The organism is uncultured Alistipes sp. (assembly GCF_902388705.1).
Lineage (GTDB): Bacteria > Bacteroidota > Bacteroidia > Bacteroidales > Rikenellaceae > Alistipes.
In genome coordinates, this window is sequence record NZ_CABMQJ010000016.1 from 22,342 (window position 1) to 44,254 (window position 21,913).

Genomic DNA, 21,913 nt, shown 5'->3' on the forward strand with positions numbered 1-21,913 from the left:
AATAAGTTAAACCTAATATCGAAACGATTATGAAAAAGCTCACAATGATTCTCGCAGGCGTGGCCCTGCTCGCAACTTCCGCTCCCGCATTCGCGGATAACGACCGTCCGATCGCCGTCGGCGAACTTCCGGCCGTGTCGCAGGAATTTATCAAGACCCATTTTTCGGGTGTCGAGGTTTCTTTCTCCAAGGTGGACGAGGGACTTTTCGACAAGGATTACAAGGTCGTCTTCGTCAACGGCGCGAAAGTCGAGTTCGCGAAAAGCGGCGAATGGAAAGACGTCGAATACAAGTACGGCGAGGTGCCTGCCGCCATTGTCCCGCAGCAAATCCGCGACTACGTGGCCAAGAACTATCCCGGCCGCAAAATCACGGCCATCGACCGTGACCGCCGCGATTACGAAGTGGAACTGGACAACGGCCTCGATTTGAAATTCGACCTGAAGTTCCGCCTGATCGACATCGACGATTAATTTAAACTGGAGTCTGTTATGAAAAAGTTGGCAGTATGGATGCTGGGCTTCGCATCGCTGGTGGCGATGACGGCCTGCAATGACGATGACAGGGAGTCGGTAAGGGTGCCTGCCGCCGTGCAGGGCGTTTTCGGGGAGATGTACCCCGGCGCAACCCATGTCGAATGGTCGGACAGGGGCGGATATATGGTCGCCGACTTTCGTGACGGGGGAGCAGGCATGCAGGCGTGGTTCGACGCCGCCGGCAAGTGGTACATGACCGAGCAGGACGTACCCTATGCGCAGCTGCCCGAGGCGGTGCGCACGGCATTCGAATCCGGCGACTATGCCGCATGGCAGGTGGACGATGTGGACAAGCTGATGCGCGAGGGGCTGGAAACGGTCTATGTGCTCGAGGTCGAGCGGGGGAAGGAAGAGTTCGACCTCTGGTATTCGGCGGACGGCGTGCTGCTGCGCGCCGTGCCCGATACGGATGGCGACGACGACCGCGAAGGGATGCTCCCGCAGGAACTTCCGCAGGCCGTGCGCGATTTCATCGCCGGGAAATACCCCGGGGCGCGCATCGCCGATGCGGAGTGTGAAAAGGGGACGCTCGAGGTCGAAATCATCGACGGCCGCACGCCGCGCGAGGTATGCTTCGGCACGGGCGATGCATGGCTGTGGACCAAGACCGAAGTGCGCAGCAGCGGGCTTCCCGTCGCAGTGATTGCGGCGCTCGCCGGCTCGCAGTATGCGAACTGGAAAATCGATGATGCGGACCATTACGACAGTCCCGACGGGGAGTGGTACCTCCTCGAACTGGAGCAGCCGCAGTCGGAGCGCGAAGCGGAACTGCGCATCCTGCCCGACGGTACGATTCTCTGACCTTTCGCCTGGCATTTTGCGGGGCCGCGCCATCGGGTGCGGGCCCCGTTTTTTTTTGTTATAACGGAAAGCTATATGGTTATAAAATAATACGATGGGATTCCGGTACAAATCGGCAAAAACTATTGTATATTTGTATCAGGAAAAGAAAACACAAACTTAAAACAATACCACTATGTTAAGCAAGGAATTACACGAAGCGCTGAATGCGCAGATCAATGCCGAGTTATGGTCGGCTTATCTTTATCTCTCGATGTCGATGGACGCCGAAGCCAAGGGGTTGAAAGGCGTTGCAAACTGGTTCTTCGTCCAGTTCCAGGAGGAGCAGGACCATGCCCGCATCCTGATGAACTACATCAATTCGCGCGACGCCCAGGTCGTGCTGCAGCCGATTGCGGAGGTGCGCACCGCATGGGACTCGCCGCTGGATATGTTCAAGGATACGCTCGTGCATGAGAAAAAGGTCACGGCGATGATTAACAACCTCGCGGCCATTGCCGCCGCCGACAAGGATTTCGCTTCGTCGAACATGCTCGTATGGTTCGTCGACGAGCAGGTCGAGGAGGAGGAGTCGGCCCGCGACATGATTACCGCCTGCGAGGCTGTCGAAGGCAACAAGTTCGGCCTCTATACGCTCGACAAGGAGCTGGCCGCACGCACCTACCAGCAGGCATCGCCGCTGGCTGCCGCCAACGCATAATTCGTAATGCCATAGCTATTAAGCGGCCGCTCCGGGAAACCGGGGCGGCTTTTTTGCAGGGCGCCGCCGCACAACGGCGCCTTGCGTTTCGGGAGCGGAGCCGGGGGGCTGGCGACGCGTGGACCGGAACTGTCCGGCTTTTGCGTAGGCGGAGCGTGCGGCAAACGCGTGCCGTACAGTGTCGCTACCGCCAGACTTTGTAGTCGATTCCCGCCTTGCGGGCCTGCGAATGCTGGTACTGGCGGCGGATGCGGTACAGGCGGCCGTCTTTCAGCAGCCGTGCCCCGGTCTGGTGGTAACAGAACGGAATGCCTGCTTCGACGCTCTGGCGGCGGATGCCGAGAACCCAGTCGAAGTCGCAGGGCCGGGCCTCGTTGCCCGATTCGCCGCCGACCGAAACCTCCTCGATTTCAGGGGTGAGGTATTGCGCGATGTCGAGCGGCCCGAGCAGCGGCGCGCAGATAATCAGCTTGTGGCGCAGGGGTGCCTCCAGCAACAGCGGCAGGCGGTAGTCGGCCATCGACTGGTTCTCGACGGTGCAGCCCACGGCGAGGTTCTCGTAGCCCTCGCCCCAGTCGGGCGGCAAGACCTGTGTGAGGCGGTCGATGCGCTTGGTGATGAATAAGAAGCGCAGGTCGCTGCGCATGCGAATCATCTCCCACGCCTCGGCGCGCCATGCGTCGGCCTCTTCGACGAGGAAGTCGGAGGTGAAGCAGGTGTAGACCATCTCGCCCGGCGGCACTTTGTAGCGCCCGTCGCGCGTGCGGCGCACGGGGAGGTTGAAGGCTGCGGTTTTCCGCACCTCGCGGCTGTCCTTGTCGTGCTGCGCGTCCTGCCGGTAGACGTAGCAGTGGCGGCAGCCCTCGCTGATTTTGCGGCATCCGTGCCACGGGTTCCATCCGACCGACATAAACCGCTATTTGAGTTCCATGCGCAGGCGCACTATGTGGCGGCACTCGACGCCGTTCTCGAAAAACGGAACGGGGTAGTGTTTGCTGAAATAATCCACGTCGACGCCGCAGCGGACGAAGCCGCAGCGTTCGTAGAGCGCAATCTGTCCCACGCCCAAATCCCCCGTGCCGATTTCGAGCAGATGGAACCCGGCCGCACGGGCCGTGGCGACGGCGTGGCGGAGCATGGCCGTGGCGACGCCCTTGCGCTGGTGCTCGGGGACGACGGCGATATTGACCACTTCGGCCGTGAACGGCCGCGTGTGCAGGAATACATACTGGCCGAGGATTTCCCCGCCGCGGCATGCGACATAGGTTGTGCCGCGGCCGGCATAGTCGGCTACGGACTCTTCCGATTCGTCGGCCAGCAGCAGCAGGTCGCGCCGAGGCGTGTCGGTCTTTACAATTTCGATTTCCATGTCAGAAAAGCGATACGGCGCTTTCGAAAGTCGCCAGTACGACAATGTAACGCAGGGTTTTACCGACGAGCATCGAGCCGCCCGTGAGCCAGACGTTGCTGCGCATCAGCCCCAGCACGATGGCGATGGCTTCGCCGATTGTAGGCAGGAATGCGAAAAAAGCCATCAACGCCCCGCGTCCCGCGAGGAATTTGCGCGCCCGCGCCAACTGCTTGTCGCTTACGCCCAGCCGGGTTATCCATTCGCTCTTGCCCAGCGTGCCGATCCAGTAGCAGCTCATGCCGCCCAGCGTGTTGCCCAGCGAGGCCGCGGCGATGCACAGCACCGGGTCGAGTCCCATGTGCACGAGCACGATCATGACGGCCTCGGAGCTGAACGGCAGGACGCTCCCGGCGACCAGCGCCGAGAGGAAGAGGCCCCAGTAGCCCCAGTCGACCAGAAATTGTGTGAGCGATTCCATGTGCGGGTGTCCGATTTTGTGCAAGAGTAGTCTGCCTGCGGGACAAAGATAGTTTTTTTGCCCGAAAGGGCTTGCAGGTACCCTGTAAAAAGCGCTAATTTTGTCTGAACATAAATCAGACCCTTATATGCTTAAATCCGGACTTTGTATTGCTTTATTCGCTTTTGCCGCGGGCTGCGCCCCGACGCAGAAGCAGCTTACCGACTATGTGAATCCCATGCTGGGAACCGCGACGCTGTGGGACAGCGTCGATTTGGGATTCAAGCCCACCAAACGTACGTGGGGCGCCGAGGTGTTTCCCGGTTCGTCGCTGCCCAACGCCATGGTGCAGGTCAGCCCTGTCACCAAATTTCACAGCGGTGCGGGCTACCAGTACGAAGACAGCGTGATTTACGGCTTCACGCACACCAACAAGGGGCATTGGAACCTCTGCCACATTCCGCTGCTGCCCGTGACGGGCACGCCGACGCCGGGCGATTACTGCTCGCCCTTCAGCCACGGGCGCGAATCGGCCGCCCCGGGCTATTACCAGGTGTTCCTCGACCGTTACGGCGTCGATGCCGAGGTGAGTTCGACGCTGCGATGCGCATTCCATAAATATACCTACCCTGACGGTGCCGCGGCTTCGCTGCTGGCCGATTTGCAGCGTTCGAACGAGCACGTGCGTGCGTGGGAGATTCACAAGGAGGGCGACAACGTCTTCGCCGGATGGCAGCAAACGGGTGAGAAGATGTATTTCTACGCCGTGGCGAACCGTCCCGTGACCGGGGTGGAACCCGTCGTCGAGGGCGACCGTGAGATCCGTATCGTGCGCTTCGGCGAGGGTGCGGGGCCGCTCGAACTGCAAATCGGCTTTTCGTTCGTGAGCCAGAAGAACGCCCGCGAAAACCTCGAGGCCGAGATGCTCGGCAAGAGCTTCGCCGAGGTGCGCGCCGAGGCCACCGCGACGTGGAACGACCTGCTGGGGCGGATTCGTGTCGAGGGCGGCACGGAGCGTGAAAAGGGGCTGTTCTATTCGAGCCTTTACCGTTCGTTCCTCTGGCCGGCGCTGCGCAGTGACGTGAATGGCGAATATACCGACGCCGCAGGCAAGGTCGTCAATCCGGGTCACCGCTACTATACGGGCCCGTCGTACTGGGACGACTACCGCAACAAACTGATTCTGCTCGGCCTGTTGGCGCCCGACGTGGCGGCTGACGTCATCAGCTCCGACACGGACAAGGGCGAGAAGCGCGGCGGTTTCATGCCGACGTTCTTCCACGGCGACCATGCGTCGGCGTTCGTGGCCGGAACCTACCTGCGCGGCAACCGCGGCTTCGACGTGAACCGCGCCTATAACCTCGTGCTGCGCAACGCCACGGTACAGGGGCCGAGCCGTCCGTGGCTCGACGAGTATATCGCCAAGGGCTACATTTCCGAAATGGATGTCGAGAATCCCGTGACGTGGACGGTCTGCAAGGCCGCCGTGACCAAGACACTCGAATACTCCTACGACGACTATGCGGTCGCACTGCTGGCCGAAGCGCTGGGCGATAAGCAGAACCACGACATGCTGATGAAGCGTACGACCAACTACAAGAACCTCTTCGACCCCTCGACGGGCCTGATGCGCGGACGCCTCGAAAACGGCGAGTGGATTACTCCGTTCGACGATCAGTATCCCTACTACGAATATATGTACCGCGAGGCCAACGCCTGGCAGCAGGCGTTCTTCGCGCCGCACGATACCGAGGGGCTTATCGGTCTTTTCCCGAGCCGCGAGGCGTTCGGCGAGCAGCTGGACAAGCTCTTCTCGATTCCGTGGAAAGGGTACGAGGTGGATAACCTCTCGTGCTTTATCGGCCAGTATTGCCACGGCAACCAGCCTGACCACAGTTTCCCCTACCTCTACTACTTCATCGGTCGCCAGGAACGGTCGCAGGAGTTGCTGGATTACATCCTCGACCGTTTCTACGGGATGGGGCCGGAAGGGCTGGCGCTGTGCGGCATGGACGACGCGGGCGAGATGTCGTCGTGGTACGTCTTCAATGCCATCGGCCTCTATACCTATTCGCCGGCTGATCCGGAGTATATCGTGACCGTACCTTTGTTCGACAAGGTCGAGGTGTCGCTCGGCGACGGAAACCGCTGGACGATTCGCCGCGAGGGCGAAGGACGTAAGATCACGGGCATCACCTGCGGCGGCAAATCCGTCGACGGCTGGTTCGTGTCGCACGATGCGCTGAACGGGGGCGGACTGGTAATCTCGACCTCGGAGAAGTAACGCCCGGGCCGCTCCGGACAGGGGCGTACCGAATGCACGACGATGTAAAGCGGCGGCAGGAACACTCCTGCCGCCGCTTTCGTGTCTTTGCGGGACGGGTTAAGGCTTTTCGCCCGCCCAGCTGCGGATTACATGGCTCTGCACGTTTACGCCGTATTCGGCGGCTTTGGTGAGGATGCGCTGCGCCAGCGCCGCTTTCCTGTCGTCGGGGGCGTAGCGAAAATAGGCTTCCGCCGCCCGGACGTGCTCGGCGTCGACGAGCGGGAATTCGCGCGTTTCGGGGATTCCGAAGGCCGCGTCGGGCAGTTCGTGCCGCTCTTCGGCGGTGAGGCGGTCGTGCGGTTTGGTTTGTGTCGTCATGGCTGTTGCTGTGTCGGTGCTGGTACGGGAATATGCAAATTCCAGGCCAACGGCCGCTTTTTGCCCGGCGGCGATCTATCCGATGACGGTGGCGACGATACGGCGTCCCGCAGCGCGGTTGCGGAATTCGCAGAGGTAGATGCCCTGCCACGTGCCGAGGTTGAGCCTGCCCCGGGTGACGGGAATCGTGAGTTCGACCCCGGTGAGCGTCGCTTTGGCATGGGCGGGCATGTCGTCGTCGCCTTCGAGCGTATGGACGTAGTAGGCTTCGCGCTCGCGCACCAGCCGGTCGAAAATCGCCCCGAGGTCGGTGCGTACGTCGGGGTCGGCGTTCTCGTTGATGGAGAGTCCGGCCGAGGTGTGCCGGATGAAAAGGTGTACCAGCCCGGCGTCGGGCAGCGGCGGGAGGTTGGATACGACCTCGTCCGTGACCAGGTGAAACCCGCGGCTGCGGGGACGGAGCGTGAATTCGGTTTGGCGTATCATGACGGATGATTGATGTGCAGGCAAAGATAGCAAAAATCGGGCATTGCACGGCCTTGGGGCCGGATGCCGCCGCCGGGGAGTTGGAAAATCCGGTATTTATTTTGATATTAGCGTTCCGGATACCAATAAACGTTGTGATGCTGAATTTCCTGTTTCCTGAAAAAAACGATGCGCCCGGCGTTTCGTGGCTGCTGCTCGCGGCCCGGATTGTTTTCGGCGTGCTGCTGATGTCGCACGGAATCGCCAAATGCCTGAATTTCGACACGCTTGCGGCTACGTTCCCCGATCCGCTGGGTGCGGGCAGCCGCGTGTCGCTCATGATGGCGATTTTCGGCGAAGTCGTCTGTCCGGCCGGGTTTATTGCCGGGCTGCTCTACCGGCTGGCCCTTATCCCGATGATTTTTACGATGTGCGTGGCGTTTTTCGCGGTGCACGGCGGCGATCCGTTCGCCGCACGGGAGCTGGCGCTGGTCTACCTGGCGGTTTTCGTGCTGATGTATATTGCCGGGCCGGGGCGCTATGCTGCCGACACGCTGATTGCACGGTATATTCCCCGGCGGCTGCGCTGACGAGGGGGGGCCTGCACTCCGGTGCGGTTTGCAGGGCCCGGTGCGCCGCAGTCGTTACGCTTCGCTGCGCATCGACAGCGAGATGCGGTTGCGGACGGTGTCGATGGCCGTGACCCTCACCTCGACGTGCTGTCCGAGGTGTACGGCATCTGCGGGCGAGGCGACGTAGCGATCGGCCAGTTGCGAAATGTGCACCAGCCCGTCCTGCTTGATGCCGATGTCGACGAACGCACCGAATGCCGTGATGTTGGTGACGATACCCGGCAGGCGCATGCCTGTGCGCAGGTCGTCGATGGTATGGACGTTCGGGTCGAACGAGAAAACCTGCAGCTGCTCGCGCGGATCCAGTCCCCGTTTGTCGAGCGCCTCCAGAATGTCGGTCACGGTCGGCAGCCCCACTTTTTCGGACACATACCTCTCGGGGTTGAGTGTTTTGCGCAGCTCCTTCTCGGCAAGCAGTCTGTCCACGCTGACGCCCGCGTCGGCGGCCATGCGCTCGACGATGTGGTACGACTCGGGATGCACGGCGCTGTTGTCCAGCGGATTTTCGCCGCCGACAACCCGCAGGAAGCCGGCCGCCTGCTCGTAGGCTTTGGGGCCGAGGCGCGGAACTTTCAGCACCTCTTTCCGGCTTTTGAAGCTGCCGTTGGCGGTGCGGTATGCGACGATGTTCCCGGCCAGGGCGGGCCCCAGTCCCGAAATATAGGTCAGGATGTGTTTCGATGCCGTATTGATGTTGACGCCGACCCGGTTCACGCAGCTTTCGACCACGGTGTTCAGCCGGGCTTTCAGCTTCGGCTGGTCGACGCTGTGCTGGTATTGCCCCACGCCGATTGATTTCGGGTCGATTTTCACCAACTCCGAGAGCGGATCGATAAGCCTGCGTCCGATGCTGACGGCGCCCCGCACCGTCACGTCGTAGTCGGGGAACTCCTCGCGGGCCGCGGCCGATGCCGAGTAGACGGATGCGCCGTCCTCGCTCACCATGAACAGTTGTACGGAGCCGTCCAGTCCCAGGCTGCGGACGAGTTGTTCGGTTTCGCGCCCGGCCGTGCCGTCGCCGACGGCAAAGGCTTCGGCCTTGTATTTCGCGGCGAGCGTTTTGAGCGTTTCGGCGGCCTCCGCATAGCGGTTCTGCGGGGGATGGGGGTAGATGGTCGTGTTGTGGACGAGGTTGCCCTGCGCGTCGAGTACGACGACCTTGCAGCCGGTGCGGAATCCGGGGTCGACGGCGATGACGCGTTTCTGCCCCAGCGGGGCGGAGAGCAGCAGCTGCCGCAGGTTCTCGGCGAAGACCCGGATTGCCTCGTCGTCGGCTTTCTCCTTGGCGGCCGCGAGCATCTCGGTTTCAATCGAGGGGCGTATGAGGCGCTTGAACGAGTCGGCGACGGCGGCTTCCAAGTATTCGCGCGTCGCGGAGCCGGGGCGTATGAACTGGCGGCAGAGGTTTTCGGTGATGCGCCCGGCGTCGACGTCGATTGAGATTTTCAGGATGCCGTCGTCCTCGCCCCGCCGCATGGCGAGGAAACGGTGCGACGAGATGCTGCGCAGCGGGGACGTGGCGTCGAAGTAGTCGGAGTACTTGACGCCCCCGGCATCTTTTCCCTTTACGACTTTCGAGTGGACGATTCCCTCGCGTGCGAAGGTGCGGCGGACGCTGTTGCGTGCCCGCTCGTCCTCGGCGATACGTTCGGCGATGATGTCGCAGGCTCCGGCGAGGGCCTCTTCCGGGGTCGGGACGTCGGCCGTGACGAACCGCCGTGCCTGCTGCGCCGCATCACGGGCGTTTTGCGCTTGGATGATGTTCGCCAGCGGCTCCAATCCCCGTTCGCGTGCGACCGTGGCGCGCGTGCGCCGTTTGGGTTTGTAGGGCAGGTATATGTCTTCCAGCTCCACGGCATCCCAGCACGCAGCGATGCGTTGGCGCAACTCCCCGGTCAGGCTGCCCTGCGCCTCGATTGTCGCAAGGACGGTCTGCCGGCGCGCTTCGAGTTCGGTGAGTTTGTCCAGCTGCTCCCTGACGGCGCCGATTTGCACCTCGTCGAGCGAGCCGGTCGCCTCCTTGCGGTAGCGGCTGATGAAAGGAATGGTCGCGCCCTCGCGCAGCAGGCGGACGGTGCCCTGCACCTGCGGCAGGGCGATCTGAAGCCGTTGTGATATGATTTGTTCGAGCATTGTTTGCGTGTTGATGTGCAAAGATAGAATATTTTCGGGGATAAACAGGCCCCGCCTTTACAGGGGCTGGGGGGGGAGCTGCCGGCCGGTGTTTTATCGATGTGCGGGCTCCTGTTTGCGGCTGTCCGCAGCGCTAACATGCCGTAAGCGGCGGCACGCATGGAAACAGGGAAGGCAGATGCCTTTTATCATCTGCCTTCTGCTTTTTGCGGTCATAGACCTTTTTCGACTTGTGTACCCGGCAGAAACTGACCGGGCGGCCGTGATTTCCGATTTCGGCCTCCCGGCTCGCTTTGCGGTTGGCCTTGATGTAATCACGCGCGGTGATTCTCGTTGTTTTCATTTTATATCGGTTTTACCGGGGCAAAGATAACCGGAATTTTTTAATCGGCGCATTTCGCGGGGTATGTCGTGGCGATTTGACGCCGATCGGGATAAGCGGCCATTGCCATCAAAGGGACTATCATTAAATTTCTCCGCAAGCGCCCTGTCGGGAGCTGCCTGATTTCCATCTGCCCCTTAACCCGCTGTTTAAAAGCCGCTGGGAACCAATCCCAAATTATTGATCGATTCGTTTACGAATTGCATGGAGTCGTGTATCTTCAGCACCTCCGTATAGTCCCAGTATTTAATGTCGTCTTTGATCTCTTTAATCCCGGCCACCTCTTTCCGTATTTTCTCGATTTGATGTTGGTCGGAAACCGCGATGATTCGCTGTACGGCCTGGTTGTTTTTAGCCCGGATCAAATTTAATATAAGACTGTCGATAGAGCCCGAGGTTTGTACCTCGAAGACGTAAATAATGCGTCCCATATTGCCGATAGTGACTTCCCAGACAGCGTCCACTACGGCTCCGTCGGCGACTTTCTTTTCGACTTCAGAGCGGAATCCCAGAAAACGGCCGATGTCGGCAAGCTTGTCCCGCACGTCGTTGTGGACGAACAGGGCTTCTTTCTTGCTTTTGGGGGTTAACTCTTCCTGCGTGTCCGGCTTTGCGAGATTGTCGTGATTGTTGATTTGTAACTGCTGCCAGATGAACGTGTTCAGCGTCAGCATGTCGGACACTTCCGCATATCCGTCGGCTTTTGCAAACGCGACGATGTCGCGTCCCTTGGCACAGAGATATTCATATGTTTTCCCTGTCAGCCGGGCTTCGTAACGGGGTAGGTTTGGAATCTGGAGCGCACTGAACCCATTGTATGTTTTCTTATTCCAAAGCAGGTATTTGTCCGGGTAGGTTTTGCACAGCAGTTCACTCATAATGGCTGGCCCGACTCCTTTGATTTTGGATCTGAACTCGTCCCATCGTTTTTCAAGCGATGATTGGCCGTAAAGGAGATTGGAAAATTGTTCGCGCAGCAGCGGCATGCCGTTCGCTTCGATGACATTGTCCACCTGATAGTGCTTGTTCCCCCACATCGCCATTGCCCAGAGCGGAGCGATATATTCGAAAAAATCCGTTTCCGACATATTCAACAGCCGCTCTTTGGTGAAGCTTTGCGTGCACTCTGCGAGATGTTCCCGCTCTTTCTGCTCTGCGGTTGCCTGTGCCTTATTGGCTTTAAACCACGTTCTGAAAACGGTTAGGGCTTTGATTAGTTGGTTTGAGTCCATATGTAATTTATCATTGTTTCAAAATTACCGGCGCATTTGACTGGACGGTTCAATCAGGCGATAGAGCACATCCGTAGGTGCCGATTTGCCGATTTGCCGATTTCAGCTGTTTGCGAGAGAATTAGCTCGTAAAATCGATTCCGGTACCGCCGTATGCGTTTGTCGGTTGTTCTTGTAAAGTTACGAAAAAATTCTCAAGGTGATTGGGTTTGTTTCGCGATAATTTTTATTTGTATAATACCATGCGCAAATTATCGGGCCCTTCCGTTTCGCTGCCTGTCGGGGGACGCGATTCGGGCCAAGCCAAATCGGAAAATTATTTGCCGATGCAGAACTTCGAGAAAATGTTTCGGAGCACTTCGTCCGGGGCGATGGTGCCGCGGCCGGTGATGGTGCCGAGGTGGCGGACGACTTCGCGGATTTCTTCGCTCAAAAGGTCGGCCGGGAGTTGGTCGTGCAGGCCGTCGAGGGCCGTGCGGAGGGCGTTGCCCGCCGCTGTGAGGGCTTCGTAATGGCGGCTGTTCGAAACGACCGTGTCGCCGTGGTAGAGCGCCTGCGTATCGACCGTATCGCGCAGGATTTTACGCAGGCAGTCGATGCCCTCGCCGCTGCGGGCGGAAATGCCGATTGTGCCGGCGGGCAGTTGCAGGTTCGGCACCGTGTCGGTTTTGTTGATTACCGTAAGCAGCGTCTGGTCGTTGCGTACCGTAAAGCCGGGTGCGGGAACGGGAATTTCAGAAAGCAGCGAATCCTGCGGAACTCCTTTGTCCGCCGTTCGGAATTGCGCCGCGTCCGCCATGTAGATGACGATTTGCGCCCGCGAAATGCTGGACATCGTGCGCTGGATACCCATCTGTTCGAGCCGGTCGTCCGTCGTGCGGATGCCGGCCGTGTCGAGGAACCGGAAGACGACCCCGTCGATGTTGAGCCGCTCTTCGATGACGTCGCGCGTCGTGCCGGCAATCTCCGATACCATGGCCCGTTCTTCGTTGAGAAGCCGGTTGAGCAGGGTGCTTTTGCCGACATTGGGGGCTCCGGCGATGGCTACGGCGATTCCCTCCTTGAGGGCGTTGCCGAGCGAGAACGAGCTGCGCAGGGCGTCGATTCGCGTTTCGATTTGCTGCATCGTGTCGCGCAGCTGCGTGCGGTCGGCGAATTCGACGTCCTCTTCCGAGAAGTCGAGTTCCAGTTCGAGCAGCGAGGTGAGGTGCAGCAGTTTTTCCCGCAGCGCTTCGAGCGCCTCGGAGTAGCCGCCGCGCATCTGGTTGGCGGCCAGTGCGTGTGCCGCGCGTGACGACGAGGCGATGATGTCGGCGACGGCTTCGGCCTGCGAGAGGTCGAGTTTGCCGGCGAGGTAGGCCCGGATGGTGAATTCGCCCGGCCGGGCCATGCGGGCGCCCGCGGCGGTGAGCAGCCGCAGGGTTTCGGCCACGATGTACTGCGAACCGTGGCAGGAGATTTCGGCGGCGTCTTCGCCCGTATAGGAGTGGGGGGCGCGGAAGACCGTGATTAGCACGTCGTCCAGGATGCGTTCTGCGTCCATGATCCGGCCGTAGTGCACCGTGTAGCCGTCGGCGTCGGCCAACGGTTGCCGGCCCCGGAAAATACGGTCGCAGACTGCCAGCGCTTCGCTTCCGCTTATGCGGATGAGGGCGATGGCCCCTCCGGCGGCGGTTGCGGGGGCGGCGATGGTATCGTGGTCGCAGTTCATGTTATCTTCCCTCGATGCGGATTCGCTGCCCCAGGCGGAGCTTGTGGGCGTTCTTGATGCCGTTCCAGCGCATCAGCTGTGCCGTGGTCACGCGGTAGCGGCGGGCGATGGCGCCCAGCGTGTCGCCTTTTTTGACGATGTAGACCGAACCCGAGCGCTCCTGTCGTTTCTTGTCGAGGTTCGCGGGATTGATATACTCTTTGAGGTAAGCCGAATCCTTGGCGAAAATTTCGGGTTCGTTGGCGATGTATTGCGTGATTTTGCGCTGCGGAAGCACCAGCGTGTAGACCTTGTTGGTGGCCGGGATGATGTCGAGTTTGTACTGGGGGTTGAGCTGGCGCAGGGTTTCGATGGGAACGTCGATCGTCGAGGCAATCTGCCCGAGGTGCATCAGCCGGTTGATGCGGATGGTGTCGGTCGCCAGCGGAATCGGGGCCTCGGTGAGCTCGATGCCGTGCTGCCGGTGGTAGGCGTAGGCGTACGAGGCGCCGATGAAAGCGGGAACGTACCCGCGCGTTTCGCGGGGCAGGTAGTCGTAGATGTCCCAGAACGTGCGGCTTTTTTCACCGGCGCGGGCCAGCGCCTTGTTGACGTTGCCCGGGCCGCAGTTGTAGGCGGCGATGGCCAGCGACCAGTCGTTGTAGATGGCGTAGAGGTCTTTGAGATAGCGGCATGCGGCCTGCGTCGAGCGGATCGGGTCGCGGCGTTCGTCGACCAGCGAGTTGACCTCCAGTCCGTAGCTTTTGCCCGTCGAGGGCATGAACTGCCACAACCCCACGGCTCCCATCGGCGATACGGCCGTCGTGGAGAGCGCCGATTCGATGATGGGCAGGGCGCGCAGCTCGACCGGAAGCCCCTCTTTCAGGAGTTCGTCCTCGATCAGCGGAAAGTAGTACTGCGACATGCCCAGGATGCGGCTGATTGTGCCGTAGCGCGAGTCGGTGTAGCGGTTGATATAGCCCCTCACGATGCTGTTGTACGGGAGTTGGATCGGCGAGGCGAGCGCCAGCAGCCGCCGGGTGTAAACCGAGTCCGGCACGCTGCCTGCGGCTGTGGTGTCGATTAGGATGTAGTTGTCGAAAAATTCCCGGAAAGAGCCGCTGCACTGCCTCTCGCGCCAGACGGCTACCAGCGAGTCGGCCTGTTGGCCCGTGAGTCCGAGCGTTAGGTCGTTGTGCCGCACCTCGGCCGGCGCCGGGCCTGCGGCCTCCGTTTCCGGCTCGGGGCATACGGTTTTTTCGGGTTCCGGAGCGGTTGCGGGCGCCGTGACGGTTTCGGTCTTGGCTTTTTTGTCGCGTTTCTTTTTGCGGGGGCTGCGGTCGAGGGCCGACGCCGAAGCGGTGACGCCGAGCAGCAGCAGTATGGTCAGGAGGATTCTCATCGGTTAGAATTTGATACTCATGTTGAACCCGAATACGGGGCGGTTGCCGCCGACGGAGGGGACATAGGTGTAGTCGACCATCGGCTCGAGGTTCATCGTCAGATCGTCGGAGATGTCGTAGTCTTTCAGGTGGGCGTCCACATGGGCGTCGACGATCTGCAGCACGTACAGTCCGGCCGAGATGATGATACACAGGTCGCGGTTGCGGCGGTAATTGTTCCGCAGGTTGCGGATGAAGTCCGCCGAATAGCGTCCGTGGAACTCATCAGTGGGGCCGTCGGGGTATTTGTCGGGATTCTTTTCGTAGTCGCTCAACAGGCTGTAAGCCTTTTTGAAGCGCTGGTAGCCGCGGTTGTTCCAGTCGATACAGTAAATCATCGCGGCGAAACCGCCCACCACGAAGGGTACTTTCCAGTAGCTTTTGTTGTATATCTGTCCCGCGCCGGGGAAGATGCAGGCCAGCGTGGTGGCCTTTTTGACGTCCGACACGTCGTTGGTCGAGTAGTTCACCGCGGCGTCGCCGATGAAATAGATGTACGAGGCGACGGTCAGACCCAGGTAGACCTGGCGCTTGGTATTGCTGCGAATCATCTTCGTCTGCAGGGCATCGAGCTCCGGCGTGCGCGAAAGGCTCTTGTCCGTGTAAGCCTCGTATTCGCGTTTGAGGGGTTTATAAGTCCTGTTTTCGTTGATATAAAGGGCGAGTCCCGTCGCCACGGTGCCGTAGAGCACCGGCAGTTTCCAGTATTGCTTGTTGTATATCTGGCCGTAGCCGGGCAGCACGGTCGAAATCCAGCAGACTTTCGACAGCGACATCGAGTCGCTCATCAGCCATCCCCTTTTGCGGGTCGTGTCGGCCTCGGTTTTGATGCCGGCCATGCGGAGCTGCCAGAGCGAGTCCGTATGGCGGATGTCGTCGGTGCGCAGGGCCGTGACGGCGAGCGAGTCGGCCGTGAAGTCGCCGGTCATGAGCGAGTCGAGTTCGCGCATGACGGCGTTTCCCGCCAGCGAATCGCTTCGCTGCCGCAGGGAATCCGGCTTGACGAGCATGCCGCCGCGTACGATGGTGCGCGTCCCGCGGTGGGACTGCGCCTCCGCGGGGAGCCACAACAGGAGCGCCGCGAGCATCGGCAGCAGGTATCTGAACCGGATTCTTACCATATTTATTTAAGGCGTCCGGAGAACCGTTGGATGAATTGTTCGATGTCCTTGTCGTCGTCGAAGCCGATTACGATTCGTCCGCCGCCGTTTTTCGCGCGTTTGATGCTGATGTCCTGCGAGAAGAACTTTTCGAGCTGTTCCACCAGCCGCGAGTAGCTCTCGGGGTACTCCTCGTCCTCCACATTCTGTGCCGCGGCGGCGGGCTGTGCGGTGAGCGTGCGCACCAACTCCTCGGCCTGGCGCACCGAGAGGCTTTTCCTGAGGATTTTTTTCAGCACGCGCACCTGCGACTCTTCGGGGGCGCCGGCGATGGCTTTGGCGTGGCCCATCGAGATAAGCCCCTCCTTGAGCGCCAGCTGCACCTCGTCGGGCAGCTTCAAAAGGCGCATGTAGTTGGATACGGTCGAACGCTTCTTGCCCACCTTCTCGGACAGGGCGTCCTGCGTGAGGTTGCACTCGTCGAGCAGGCGCTGCATGCCCAGGGCGATTTCGATGGCGTTGAGGTCCTGTCGCTGGATATTCTCCACGAGGGCCATGGCGTGCAGGTTCTCGTCGTCCACCTCGCGAATGTAGGCCGGCAGGCTCGTCAAATCGGCGCGTTGCGCGGCACGCCAGCGGCGCTCGCCGCTGATGATGATATATTTCCCGTCGCCGGATTTTTTGACCGTGATGGGTTGGATGACTCCCAGCTGGCGGATCGAGTCGGCCAGTTCGTCGAGGGCCTCCTCGTCGAACTGCGTGCGCGGCTGCGTGGGGTTGGGTATGATCTCCGTGATGTCGATCTCGGACATCTGGCTCATCGGCTTGAGCTTGGCATCGATGGCGTCGGTGCCGAATATGGCGTCCAGTCCGCGCCCTAATCCCTTTGGCTGTTTCATTTCGGTATGTTATTTACTTTTTTTGCGGTTGCGCTTGAGGAACTCCCGGGCGAGCGTGAGATAGTTCTCCGAGCCGACGGCGCCCGCGTCGTAGAGCATGACGGGCTTTCCGTGCGAGGGCGCTTCTCCCAAACGAATATTGCGCTGAATTATTGTGTCGTATGCCAGTTCGCCGAAGTGCTCGCGCACCTCGTTCACGACCTGGTTGTTCAGGCGGTTGCGCATGTACATCGTCAGCAGGAATCCCTCGATGTCGAGCGCGGGGTTCAGGCCGCTTTTGACCTTGCGGATGGTGTTCAGCAGTTTCGAGAGTCCCTCGAGCGCGAGGTATTCGCATTGCACGGGAATCAGCACCGTGTCGGCGGCCGTCAGGATGTTGACGGTGGTGTAGCCCAGCGAGGGGGAGCAGTCGATGAAGATGTAGTCGAACCGTTCGCGGACGGCGTCGACGATGCGCTTCATCACGTGGTGGGCGTTCTCCATCTTCGGCAACTCGCTGTCGGCGGCCACCAGGTCGATGGACGAAGGCAGCAGCCAGAGGTTCTTCACGTCGGGGCTCTTGAGGATGACCTCGTCGGGGGTTTTCAGCCCGGCGATGCACTCGTAGATGCCCTCGAGGTTGATGTCGAAGCCCAGTCCGGATGTGGCGTTGGCCTGCGGGTCGGCGTCGAGCAGCAGCACCTTTTTGCCCAGCAGGGCCAGTGACGCCGCAAGGTTGATGGCCGTGGTGGTCTTGCCCACGCCGCCTTTCTGATTCGCTAAAGCTATAACCTTTGCCATGTTTCAATCGGGTTTATAATCGGGCAAATTTAATGATTTTATATGGAAATCCATAACCGTGGCCGAAATTTGCTCTTCTTTTCGGAAATAAGGCGTGCCCCGGCGAATGCGAATAAATTTGCTTTTGTCTTTGACCTGCACTATCTTTAACCTTGCTTTAGACAGGCTGCGGCCCGGCAATGCGCAAATAAATTTGGCATTGCTCTCGCCTTGCACTATCTTTGAAGCCGGAACGAATTGACAGTTACTGGCTCTATGACAGAAAAGAAACAGGAGGCTCCCGTGCAGGAGCCGGTGCAGGCACCCGTTGCCGCGGATAAAATCTGGAAACTGCAGGGGCGGTTTCCCGTACTGGCCGATTATCTCGTATTTTTCGGTATTTTCCTGCTTGCGCAGGTCACCGGCGCCGCAATCGCGTGGCTGGTCGGGTGCAAGTGGCCCGATCCGGCCTTGCTCGCCAGTCCCGATGAGGCCGTGAGCACTGCCGAACAGGTGCTCGCAGGGCATTTCAATGCCGTTTCGTATTTCGTGGCGATGTCCGTGACGCTCGCGGGATTCCTCTTTTACCGCAGCCGGAGGCACGGCCCCAAGGTCGTGGCGCACTTCTCCCGGCGGGGACTGAATCCCGTGCTGCTGCTCTGGGGCGTGTTCTTTATGCTCTCGACCTCGGTGGTGCTCGAACCGCTGTTGGGACTGCTGCCCGAAGTGCCGAACGCCTACGGGCGCGGGGCGTGGGCGATAGTGACGGTCGTGGTGATGGCCCCGCTGTTCGAGGAGGTGATTTTCCGCGGCGTGCTGCTCGAGTCGACGCGCGCCAAATACGGCGTGATGGTCGCCTGGCTGGTCTCGTCGGCCATATTCGGTATCGTACATGTTCATCCCACCGTGGCGGTGAACGCCTTTTTCATCGGCCTCGTGCTGGGCTTCATCTACCTGCGCACCGATTCGCTCTGGTCGGTGATCATCCTCCATGCCGTCAACAACGGCATCGCCTACCTGGCGCTGATTGCCGGGCACGGCAACTCGATGCTGATCGACGTGGTCGGCAGCCGCACGCTTTACGTGCTGGTTTACATTGCCGCGCTGGCCGTCTTCGCCGTTTCGGGCTACATGATGCTGCTTGCCCTGCGCCGCCTTAAAGCCGAGGAGAAAAATCGCGCCGCGGCGTAATAATCTCGCCTGCGGCTGCGTTAGTTACGAGTAAAAACTGTATCTTTGTCCTCCGGATGATGAATTTGCGAGCGAAAATAGCGGTCGTGGCGGCTGCGTTGTTCCTGGCCGGCTGTCAGGAACTGCCCGGCTATTTTGCCAGCGACACCACGCTGGCGCGGGCGGGCGGCAACGAACTGCGGATGCGCGACGTGGAGTCGGTGGTGCCCAAGGGGGTCACGGGCGAAGACAGTGCGGCTTTCATGAAAGTTTATGTCGGCCGCTGGGTTCGCAAACAGCTCAAACTGCAGGAGGCCGAGATTCTTTTCTCCTCCTCGGCCGACGACATCGACAAGATGGTGGAGGAGTACCGGCAGGCGCTGCTGATACGAAAGCTGGATCAGCACTACGTCGACCGCAGTATCGACACGACATTTACCGACAGCGAGATTACGGCCTATTACAATGCGCACAAGGCCGATTTCCGGCTCGACCGCACGCTGGTCAAGGGCCGCATCGTCCAGTTCGGGGAGGGCTACCGCCAGGCGCGGAAGCTGCGCGAACTGATGGGGGCGAAGTCCGAGACCCAACAGCAGGATTTCCGCGACATCTGCGCGAAAAACGACTTCACAATCACCGATTTCCGCGACCAGTGGGTCGATTTCCCGGAGTTCTTGAGTTACCTCCCGACGCTGCGGTCGCAGAATTACGATTCGGTGCTGGCGTCGACGGCCGTGCAGGAGATGCGCGACATCCGTTCGCACTACTATTTCCAGATCGACGCCGTGCGGCGCGAGGGCGAGCCGATTCCCCTCGAGCGGCTGCGGGGTACGATTCGCCGCATTCTGTTCAACCAGCGCCAGAGCGAGATTATCCGCAACTACGAGGAGGAACTTTTCAACCGTGCGACGGAAAACGGGGAAGTGAAGATTTTAGACAATACGAAAGAGAATACAAACGATAAACAATAACGAAATGTTGAGAAAAAGTATGTTGGGGGCGGCTCTCGCCCTGCTCGCTGCAGGGGTGTTCGCGCAGAAACAGCAGGTGATGCTCGACAAGGTGGTGGCCGTCGTGGGCTCCTCGTCGATCCTCTATTCCGAAGTGTCGGAATACGCCAACCAGCTCGTCGCCCAGCGCCGTGCCGAGGGTTATACCACCGACCGCGACCCGATGAACGAGGCGCTCGAAGCCCTTATGACCCAGAAACTGCTTTTCAACCAGGCGCAAATCGACTCGGTGCAGATCAATACGGGCGGCATCGTGTCGGCCGTCGAGGATCAGTTGCAGAATATGATCGATATGGAGGGCTCCATTCCGCAGCTCGAGGCCAAGCACCACATGGCCATCTTCAACATCCGTGAAAACATGCGCCAGCGCTACGAGGAGCAGTCCTATGCGCAGGAGATGCAGCGCACGGTCATCGACAAGGTGTCGGTCATTCCCGGCGAGGTCGAGCGCTTTTACAAGGCGATCGACAAGGACAGCCTGCCGACCATCGCCGAGCAGTACATCTATGCGCAGATCACCCGTTTCCCCAAGTCGATTACGCAGGCCAAGCAGCGTACGCGCGAACGTCTGCTCGACATGCGCGAGCGTATCATCGCGGGCAAGGCCAAATTCGACAATCTCGCCCGCATGTACTCGCAGGATCCGGGTACGATGATGCGCGGCGGCGAGATGGATCCCACGGCGCTCGCCGGCCTCGACCCCTCGTTCGCCGCGGCACTCGAGGGGATGAAGCCCGGGCAGATTTCGGAGGTCGTGGAGTCGCAGTTCGGTTTCCACATCATCCAGCTGCTCGACAAGCGGGGCAACCTCTACCATTTCCGCCACATCCTGCTGCGTCCGGTCTATACGACCGAGGAGCTGAATGAAGGCACCCACCTGCTGGACAGCATCGCCAACCTGATTCGCAAGGATTCGCTCACGTTCGAGAAAGCCGCCCTCCAGTACTCCGACGACGCTACGTCGAAGATGAACGGAGGCATCGTTTCGAACCATGACATTATCGAGCGGTATGCGGCCAACGACCAGGCGAAACTCACCGTTACGAAATTCCTGCGCGAGGACTTCGCGCACTTCAACGCCCTCGACGACTACAATGCGCTGATACGGCTCAAACCCGGCGAGGTTTCGGATGCGTTTCTGACCGAGGACGTGCTGGCGAACCAGCTGGCCAAGATTGTCAAGCTCGTGGAGGTCGTGCCCACGCATGTGGCTTCGCTCAACGAGGATTACCTGCGCCTGGAGGAGATGGCCCTGCACGAGAAGCAGGAGCGTGTCTTCAAGGAGTGGCTGACCAAGAAGATCGACGCCATGTACATTTACATCGACCCCGAGTTCCGCGACGGGGAGTTCGAGAACAAAAACTGGGTGAAATAAAACCGTGCGCAGGCTCTTTACCATAGTCGCCGTCGTGCTGGCTGCGGGCAGCGTGATGCTGGTCCGCGGCGGAATGCAGGCACCCGGACGGGAGCAGGAGCCCGAAAAAAAACTCATCGACCTCAAGTCGGACAACATGGGCCCCGTGGCCCCGGGCGACTCGGTGATTTTCCTGGTCGGCAATTTCGCCGCACAGCACAACGGCGCCGTCATCACGTGTGACAGCGCCGTGCGCTATTCGGACATGCGCATCGAGTTTTTCGGCAACGTACTGATTAACAAGAACACGACCTATATCTACGGCGACCGTGCCGTATACGACGGCGAGGTGAACGAGGCCCGCGTCTTTTCGGACATCGTCAAGGTGGTCGACGGCGATGCGACACTCTATACCTACCAGTTCCTGTTCAATACGAAAGACAATATCGGCGAATTCGCCGACGGGGGCGTCATGCTCAACCGCGAAAACCGCCTCGAGTCGGTGCGCGGCTACTATTACGCCGACACCAAAGACCTCATTTGCGTCGAGCGGGTCGAGATGCGCAACGACGAGTACGAACTCAAAGGCGATTCGGTGGTCTACAACATGGCCACCGACAACGCCTTTTTCTTCGAGAACACCAATATCTGGAGCAGGGACGGCGACTACCTCTATGCCGACCGGGGCTCGTACGACAAAGCCGATACGCTCTACAAAGTCACGCGCAGCGGTTATGTGCTGACCGAGAAACAGGAGATGTGGAGCGACAGCATCGACTATTACCGCGCCAAAGACCATGTGATTCTGCGGCGTGACATCCAGATCGACGATACGGAGCACAAGGTGCTCGCTTTCGGGGACTACGGCGAATACTGGAAAGAGCCGGGCGATGCGTTCCTTACGCGGCGTCCCGCGATTGTGAGCTACGACCTTTCGCAGGGCGACTCGCTCTTCATGCGGGCCGATTCGATGTTTCTCTTCACGGTCAACGAAAATGCCCGCCGCAGGGCTGCGGAAGCGGCTAAAGCGGATTCGCTGGCCCGCCTTCAGGCCGATTCGGCAGCTTCGGCCCGGCCCGATTCCGTCACCGGGGGAGGGTTCGCCGGGGGGGATTCGGCGGCATTGGCCGCTTCGGGGCATGGGCCGCAGAAGGGC

At 60.1% G+C, this 21,913-nt stretch carries 22 protein-coding genes; 9 read left to right on the forward strand and 13 right to left on the reverse strand.

Annotated elements, in window-relative coordinates; all coding sequences use genetic code 11:
- The first annotated feature begins 29 nt into the window (after positions 1–29).
- The 3 genes from QZT71_RS06275 (at position 30) to QZT71_RS06285 (ending at position 2,037) form a co-directional block, all read left to right on the forward strand.
- The gene (locus QZT71_RS06275) at positions 30–473 is read left to right on the forward strand and encodes a PepSY-like domain-containing protein (RefSeq protein WP_295913977.1); all 444 of its coding nucleotides are present in this window, start codon (positions 30–32) and stop codon (positions 471–473) included.
- 18 nt (positions 474–491) lie between these two features.
- On the forward strand, positions 492–1,337 hold the full coding sequence (locus tag QZT71_RS06280; RefSeq protein ID WP_295913978.1) for a PepSY-like domain-containing protein: 846 nt from the start codon (positions 492–494) through the stop codon (positions 1,335–1,337).
- A 175-nt stretch (positions 1,338–1,512) separates the two neighbouring features.
- Positions 1,513–2,037: a ferritin gene (locus QZT71_RS06285; protein ID WP_295913980.1), complete on the forward strand. Its 525-nt coding sequence runs from the start codon at positions 1,513–1,515 to the stop codon at positions 2,035–2,037.
- Between the two features lie 184 nt (positions 2,038–2,221).
- Here the strand turns inward: QZT71_RS06285 and QZT71_RS06290 are convergent, their stop codons facing one another.
- Genes QZT71_RS06290 through QZT71_RS06300 form a run of 3 tightly spaced genes read right to left on the reverse strand, consistent with a single transcriptional unit; the run spans position 2,222 to position 3,866 of the window.
- The gene (locus tag QZT71_RS06290; RefSeq protein ID WP_295913981.1) at positions 2,222–2,947 is read right to left on the reverse strand and encodes a DUF5131 family protein; all 726 of its coding nucleotides are present in this window, start codon (positions 2,945–2,947) and stop codon (positions 2,222–2,224) included.
- A 6-nt stretch (positions 2,948–2,953) separates the two neighbouring features.
- Entirely contained in the window at positions 2,954–3,406 is a 453-nt protein-coding gene (locus QZT71_RS06295) for a GNAT family N-acetyltransferase (RefSeq protein WP_295913982.1), read from the reverse strand.
- Position 3,407: 1 nt separating this feature from the next.
- Positions 3,408–3,866, reverse strand: coding sequence for a DedA family protein (locus QZT71_RS06300; RefSeq protein ID WP_295913983.1), 459 nt, complete (start codon positions 3,864–3,866; stop codon positions 3,408–3,410).
- Between the two features lie 127 nt (positions 3,867–3,993).
- Between QZT71_RS06300 and QZT71_RS06305 the strand changes: the two genes are divergently transcribed.
- Entirely contained in the window at positions 3,994–6,129 is a 2,136-nt protein-coding gene (locus QZT71_RS06305; protein WP_295913986.1) for a GH92 family glycosyl hydrolase, read from the forward strand.
- A 99-nt stretch (positions 6,130–6,228) separates the two neighbouring features.
- On the opposite strand, the gene QZT71_RS06310 is transcribed toward QZT71_RS06305, so the two are convergent.
- On the reverse strand, positions 6,229–6,489 hold the full coding sequence (locus tag QZT71_RS06310; protein WP_295913987.1) for a DUF6582 domain-containing protein: 261 nt from the start codon (positions 6,487–6,489) through the stop codon (positions 6,229–6,231).
- A 75-nt stretch (positions 6,490–6,564) separates the two neighbouring features.
- Positions 6,565–6,975, reverse strand: a complete 411-nt coding sequence (locus tag QZT71_RS06315) for a secondary thiamine-phosphate synthase enzyme YjbQ (protein ID WP_295913989.1) — start codon at positions 6,973–6,975, stop codon at positions 6,565–6,567.
- Between the two features lie 137 nt (positions 6,976–7,112).
- Between QZT71_RS06315 and QZT71_RS06320 the strand changes: the two genes are divergently transcribed.
- The gene (locus QZT71_RS06320; RefSeq protein WP_295913991.1) at positions 7,113–7,544 is read left to right on the forward strand and encodes a DoxX family protein; all 432 of its coding nucleotides are present in this window, start codon (positions 7,113–7,115) and stop codon (positions 7,542–7,544) included.
- Between the two features lie 54 nt (positions 7,545–7,598).
- Here the strand turns inward: QZT71_RS06320 and QZT71_RS06325 are convergent, their stop codons facing one another.
- The 8 genes from QZT71_RS06325 to QZT71_RS06360 all read right to left on the reverse strand — a co-directional run bounded on the left by QZT71_RS06325 (position 7,599) and on the right by QZT71_RS06360 (position 17,244).
- The gene (locus tag QZT71_RS06325; RefSeq protein ID WP_295913993.1) at positions 7,599–9,719 is read right to left on the reverse strand and encodes a Tex family protein; all 2,121 of its coding nucleotides are present in this window, start codon (positions 9,717–9,719) and stop codon (positions 7,599–7,601) included.
- Positions 9,720–9,852: 133 nt separating this feature from the next.
- Positions 9,853–10,062 (reverse strand): hypothetical protein, encoded by a 210-nt coding sequence (locus tag QZT71_RS06330; RefSeq protein ID WP_295913995.1) that lies wholly within the window; start codon positions 10,060–10,062, stop codon positions 9,853–9,855.
- 188 nt (positions 10,063–10,250) lie between these two features.
- Positions 10,251–11,333 carry a hypothetical protein gene (locus QZT71_RS06335; protein WP_295913997.1) on the reverse strand — a complete coding sequence of 361 codons (1,083 nt, stop codon included), beginning with the start codon at positions 11,331–11,333 and terminating at the stop codon, positions 10,251–10,253.
- A gap of 316 nt (positions 11,334–11,649) precedes the next feature.
- Positions 11,650–13,044, reverse strand: coding sequence for a tRNA uridine-5-carboxymethylaminomethyl(34) synthesis GTPase MnmE (mnmE, locus tag QZT71_RS06340; protein ID WP_295913999.1), 1,395 nt, complete (start codon positions 13,042–13,044; stop codon positions 11,650–11,652).
- A gap of 1 nt (position 13,045) precedes the next feature.
- On the reverse strand, positions 13,046–14,425 hold the full coding sequence (locus tag QZT71_RS06345; protein ID WP_295914002.1) for a lytic transglycosylase domain-containing protein: 1,380 nt from the start codon (positions 14,423–14,425) through the stop codon (positions 13,046–13,048).
- Between the two features lie 3 nt (positions 14,426–14,428).
- Positions 14,429–15,586: a DUF5683 domain-containing protein gene (locus tag QZT71_RS06350; RefSeq protein WP_295914005.1), complete on the reverse strand. Its 1,158-nt coding sequence runs from the start codon at positions 15,584–15,586 to the stop codon at positions 14,429–14,431.
- A gap of 2 nt (positions 15,587–15,588) precedes the next feature.
- Positions 15,589–16,464: a ParB/RepB/Spo0J family partition protein gene (locus QZT71_RS06355; protein WP_295914008.1), complete on the reverse strand. Its 876-nt coding sequence runs from the start codon at positions 16,462–16,464 to the stop codon at positions 15,589–15,591.
- A gap of 9 nt (positions 16,465–16,473) precedes the next feature.
- Positions 16,474–17,244, reverse strand: a complete 771-nt coding sequence (locus QZT71_RS06360) for an AAA family ATPase (RefSeq protein WP_295914011.1) — start codon at positions 17,242–17,244, stop codon at positions 16,474–16,476.
- Positions 17,245–17,499: 255 nt separating this feature from the next.
- On the opposite strand from QZT71_RS06360, the gene QZT71_RS06365 reads away from it, so the two are divergent.
- The 4 genes from QZT71_RS06365 to QZT71_RS06380 form a co-directional block, all read left to right on the forward strand.
- On the forward strand, positions 17,500–18,414 hold the full coding sequence (locus QZT71_RS06365) for a CPBP family intramembrane glutamic endopeptidase (RefSeq protein WP_295914014.1): 915 nt from the start codon (positions 17,500–17,502) through the stop codon (positions 18,412–18,414).
- A gap of 59 nt (positions 18,415–18,473) precedes the next feature.
- Positions 18,474–19,364, forward strand: coding sequence for a hypothetical protein (locus QZT71_RS06370; RefSeq protein WP_295914027.1), 891 nt, complete (start codon positions 18,474–18,476; stop codon positions 19,362–19,364).
- A 4-nt stretch (positions 19,365–19,368) separates the two neighbouring features.
- Complete coding sequence (locus QZT71_RS06375) at positions 19,369–20,778, forward strand: peptidylprolyl isomerase (RefSeq protein ID WP_295914017.1); 1,410 nt, start codon at positions 19,369–19,371, stop codon at positions 20,776–20,778.
- A gap of 4 nt (positions 20,779–20,782) precedes the next feature.
- The coding region (locus QZT71_RS06380) for an OstA-like protein (protein ID WP_295914020.1) at positions 20,783–21,913 on the forward strand (1,131 nt) is incomplete at its 3' end.

Coding starts and splice junctions, on each gene's coding strand:
- QZT71_RS06275 (WP_295913977.1), top strand. CDS start 30: ATGAAAAAGCTCACAATGATTCTCGCAGGCGTGGCCCTGCTCGCAACT.
- QZT71_RS06280 (WP_295913978.1), top strand. CDS start 492: ATGAAAAAGTTGGCAGTATGGATGCTGGGCTTCGCATCGCTGGTGGCG.
- QZT71_RS06285 (WP_295913980.1), top strand. CDS start 1,513: ATGTTAAGCAAGGAATTACACGAAGCGCTGAATGCGCAGATCAATGCC.
- QZT71_RS06290 (WP_295913981.1), bottom strand. CDS start 2,947: ATGTCGGTCGGATGGAACCCGTGGCACGGATGCCGCAAAATCAGCGAG.
- QZT71_RS06295 (WP_295913982.1), bottom strand. CDS start 3,406: ATGGAAATCGAAATTGTAAAGACCGACACGCCTCGGCGCGACCTGCTG.
- QZT71_RS06300 (WP_295913983.1), bottom strand. CDS start 3,866: ATGGAATCGCTCACACAATTTCTGGTCGACTGGGGCTACTGGGGCCTC.
- QZT71_RS06305 (WP_295913986.1), top strand. CDS start 3,994: ATGCTTAAATCCGGACTTTGTATTGCTTTATTCGCTTTTGCCGCGGGC.
- QZT71_RS06310 (WP_295913987.1), bottom strand. CDS start 6,489: ATGACGACACAAACCAAACCGCACGACCGCCTCACCGCCGAAGAGCGG.
- QZT71_RS06315 (WP_295913989.1), bottom strand. CDS start 6,975: ATGATACGCCAAACCGAATTCACGCTCCGTCCCCGCAGCCGCGGGTTT.
- QZT71_RS06320 (WP_295913991.1), top strand. CDS start 7,113: ATGCTGAATTTCCTGTTTCCTGAAAAAAACGATGCGCCCGGCGTTTCG.
- QZT71_RS06325 (WP_295913993.1), bottom strand. CDS start 9,719: ATGCTCGAACAAATCATATCACAACGGCTTCAGATCGCCCTGCCGCAG.
- QZT71_RS06330 (WP_295913995.1), bottom strand. CDS start 10,062: ATGAAAACAACGAGAATCACCGCGCGTGATTACATCAAGGCCAACCGC.
- QZT71_RS06335 (WP_295913997.1), bottom strand. CDS start 11,333: ATGGACTCAAACCAACTAATCAAAGCCCTAACCGTTTTCAGAACGTGG.
- mnmE (WP_295913999.1), bottom strand. CDS start 13,044: ATGAACTGCGACCACGATACCATCGCCGCCCCCGCAACCGCCGCCGGA.
- QZT71_RS06345 (WP_295914002.1), bottom strand. CDS start 14,425: ATGAGAATCCTCCTGACCATACTGCTGCTGCTCGGCGTCACCGCTTCG.
- QZT71_RS06350 (WP_295914005.1), bottom strand. CDS start 15,586: ATGGTAAGAATCCGGTTCAGATACCTGCTGCCGATGCTCGCGGCGCTC.
- QZT71_RS06355 (WP_295914008.1), bottom strand. CDS start 16,464: ATGAAACAGCCAAAGGGATTAGGGCGCGGACTGGACGCCATATTCGGC.
- QZT71_RS06360 (WP_295914011.1), bottom strand. CDS start 17,244: ATGGCAAAGGTTATAGCTTTAGCGAATCAGAAAGGCGGCGTGGGCAAG.
- QZT71_RS06365 (WP_295914014.1), top strand. CDS start 17,500: ATGACAGAAAAGAAACAGGAGGCTCCCGTGCAGGAGCCGGTGCAGGCA.
- QZT71_RS06370 (WP_295914027.1), top strand. CDS start 18,474: ATGAATTTGCGAGCGAAAATAGCGGTCGTGGCGGCTGCGTTGTTCCTG.
- QZT71_RS06375 (WP_295914017.1), top strand. CDS start 19,369: ATGTTGAGAAAAAGTATGTTGGGGGCGGCTCTCGCCCTGCTCGCTGCA.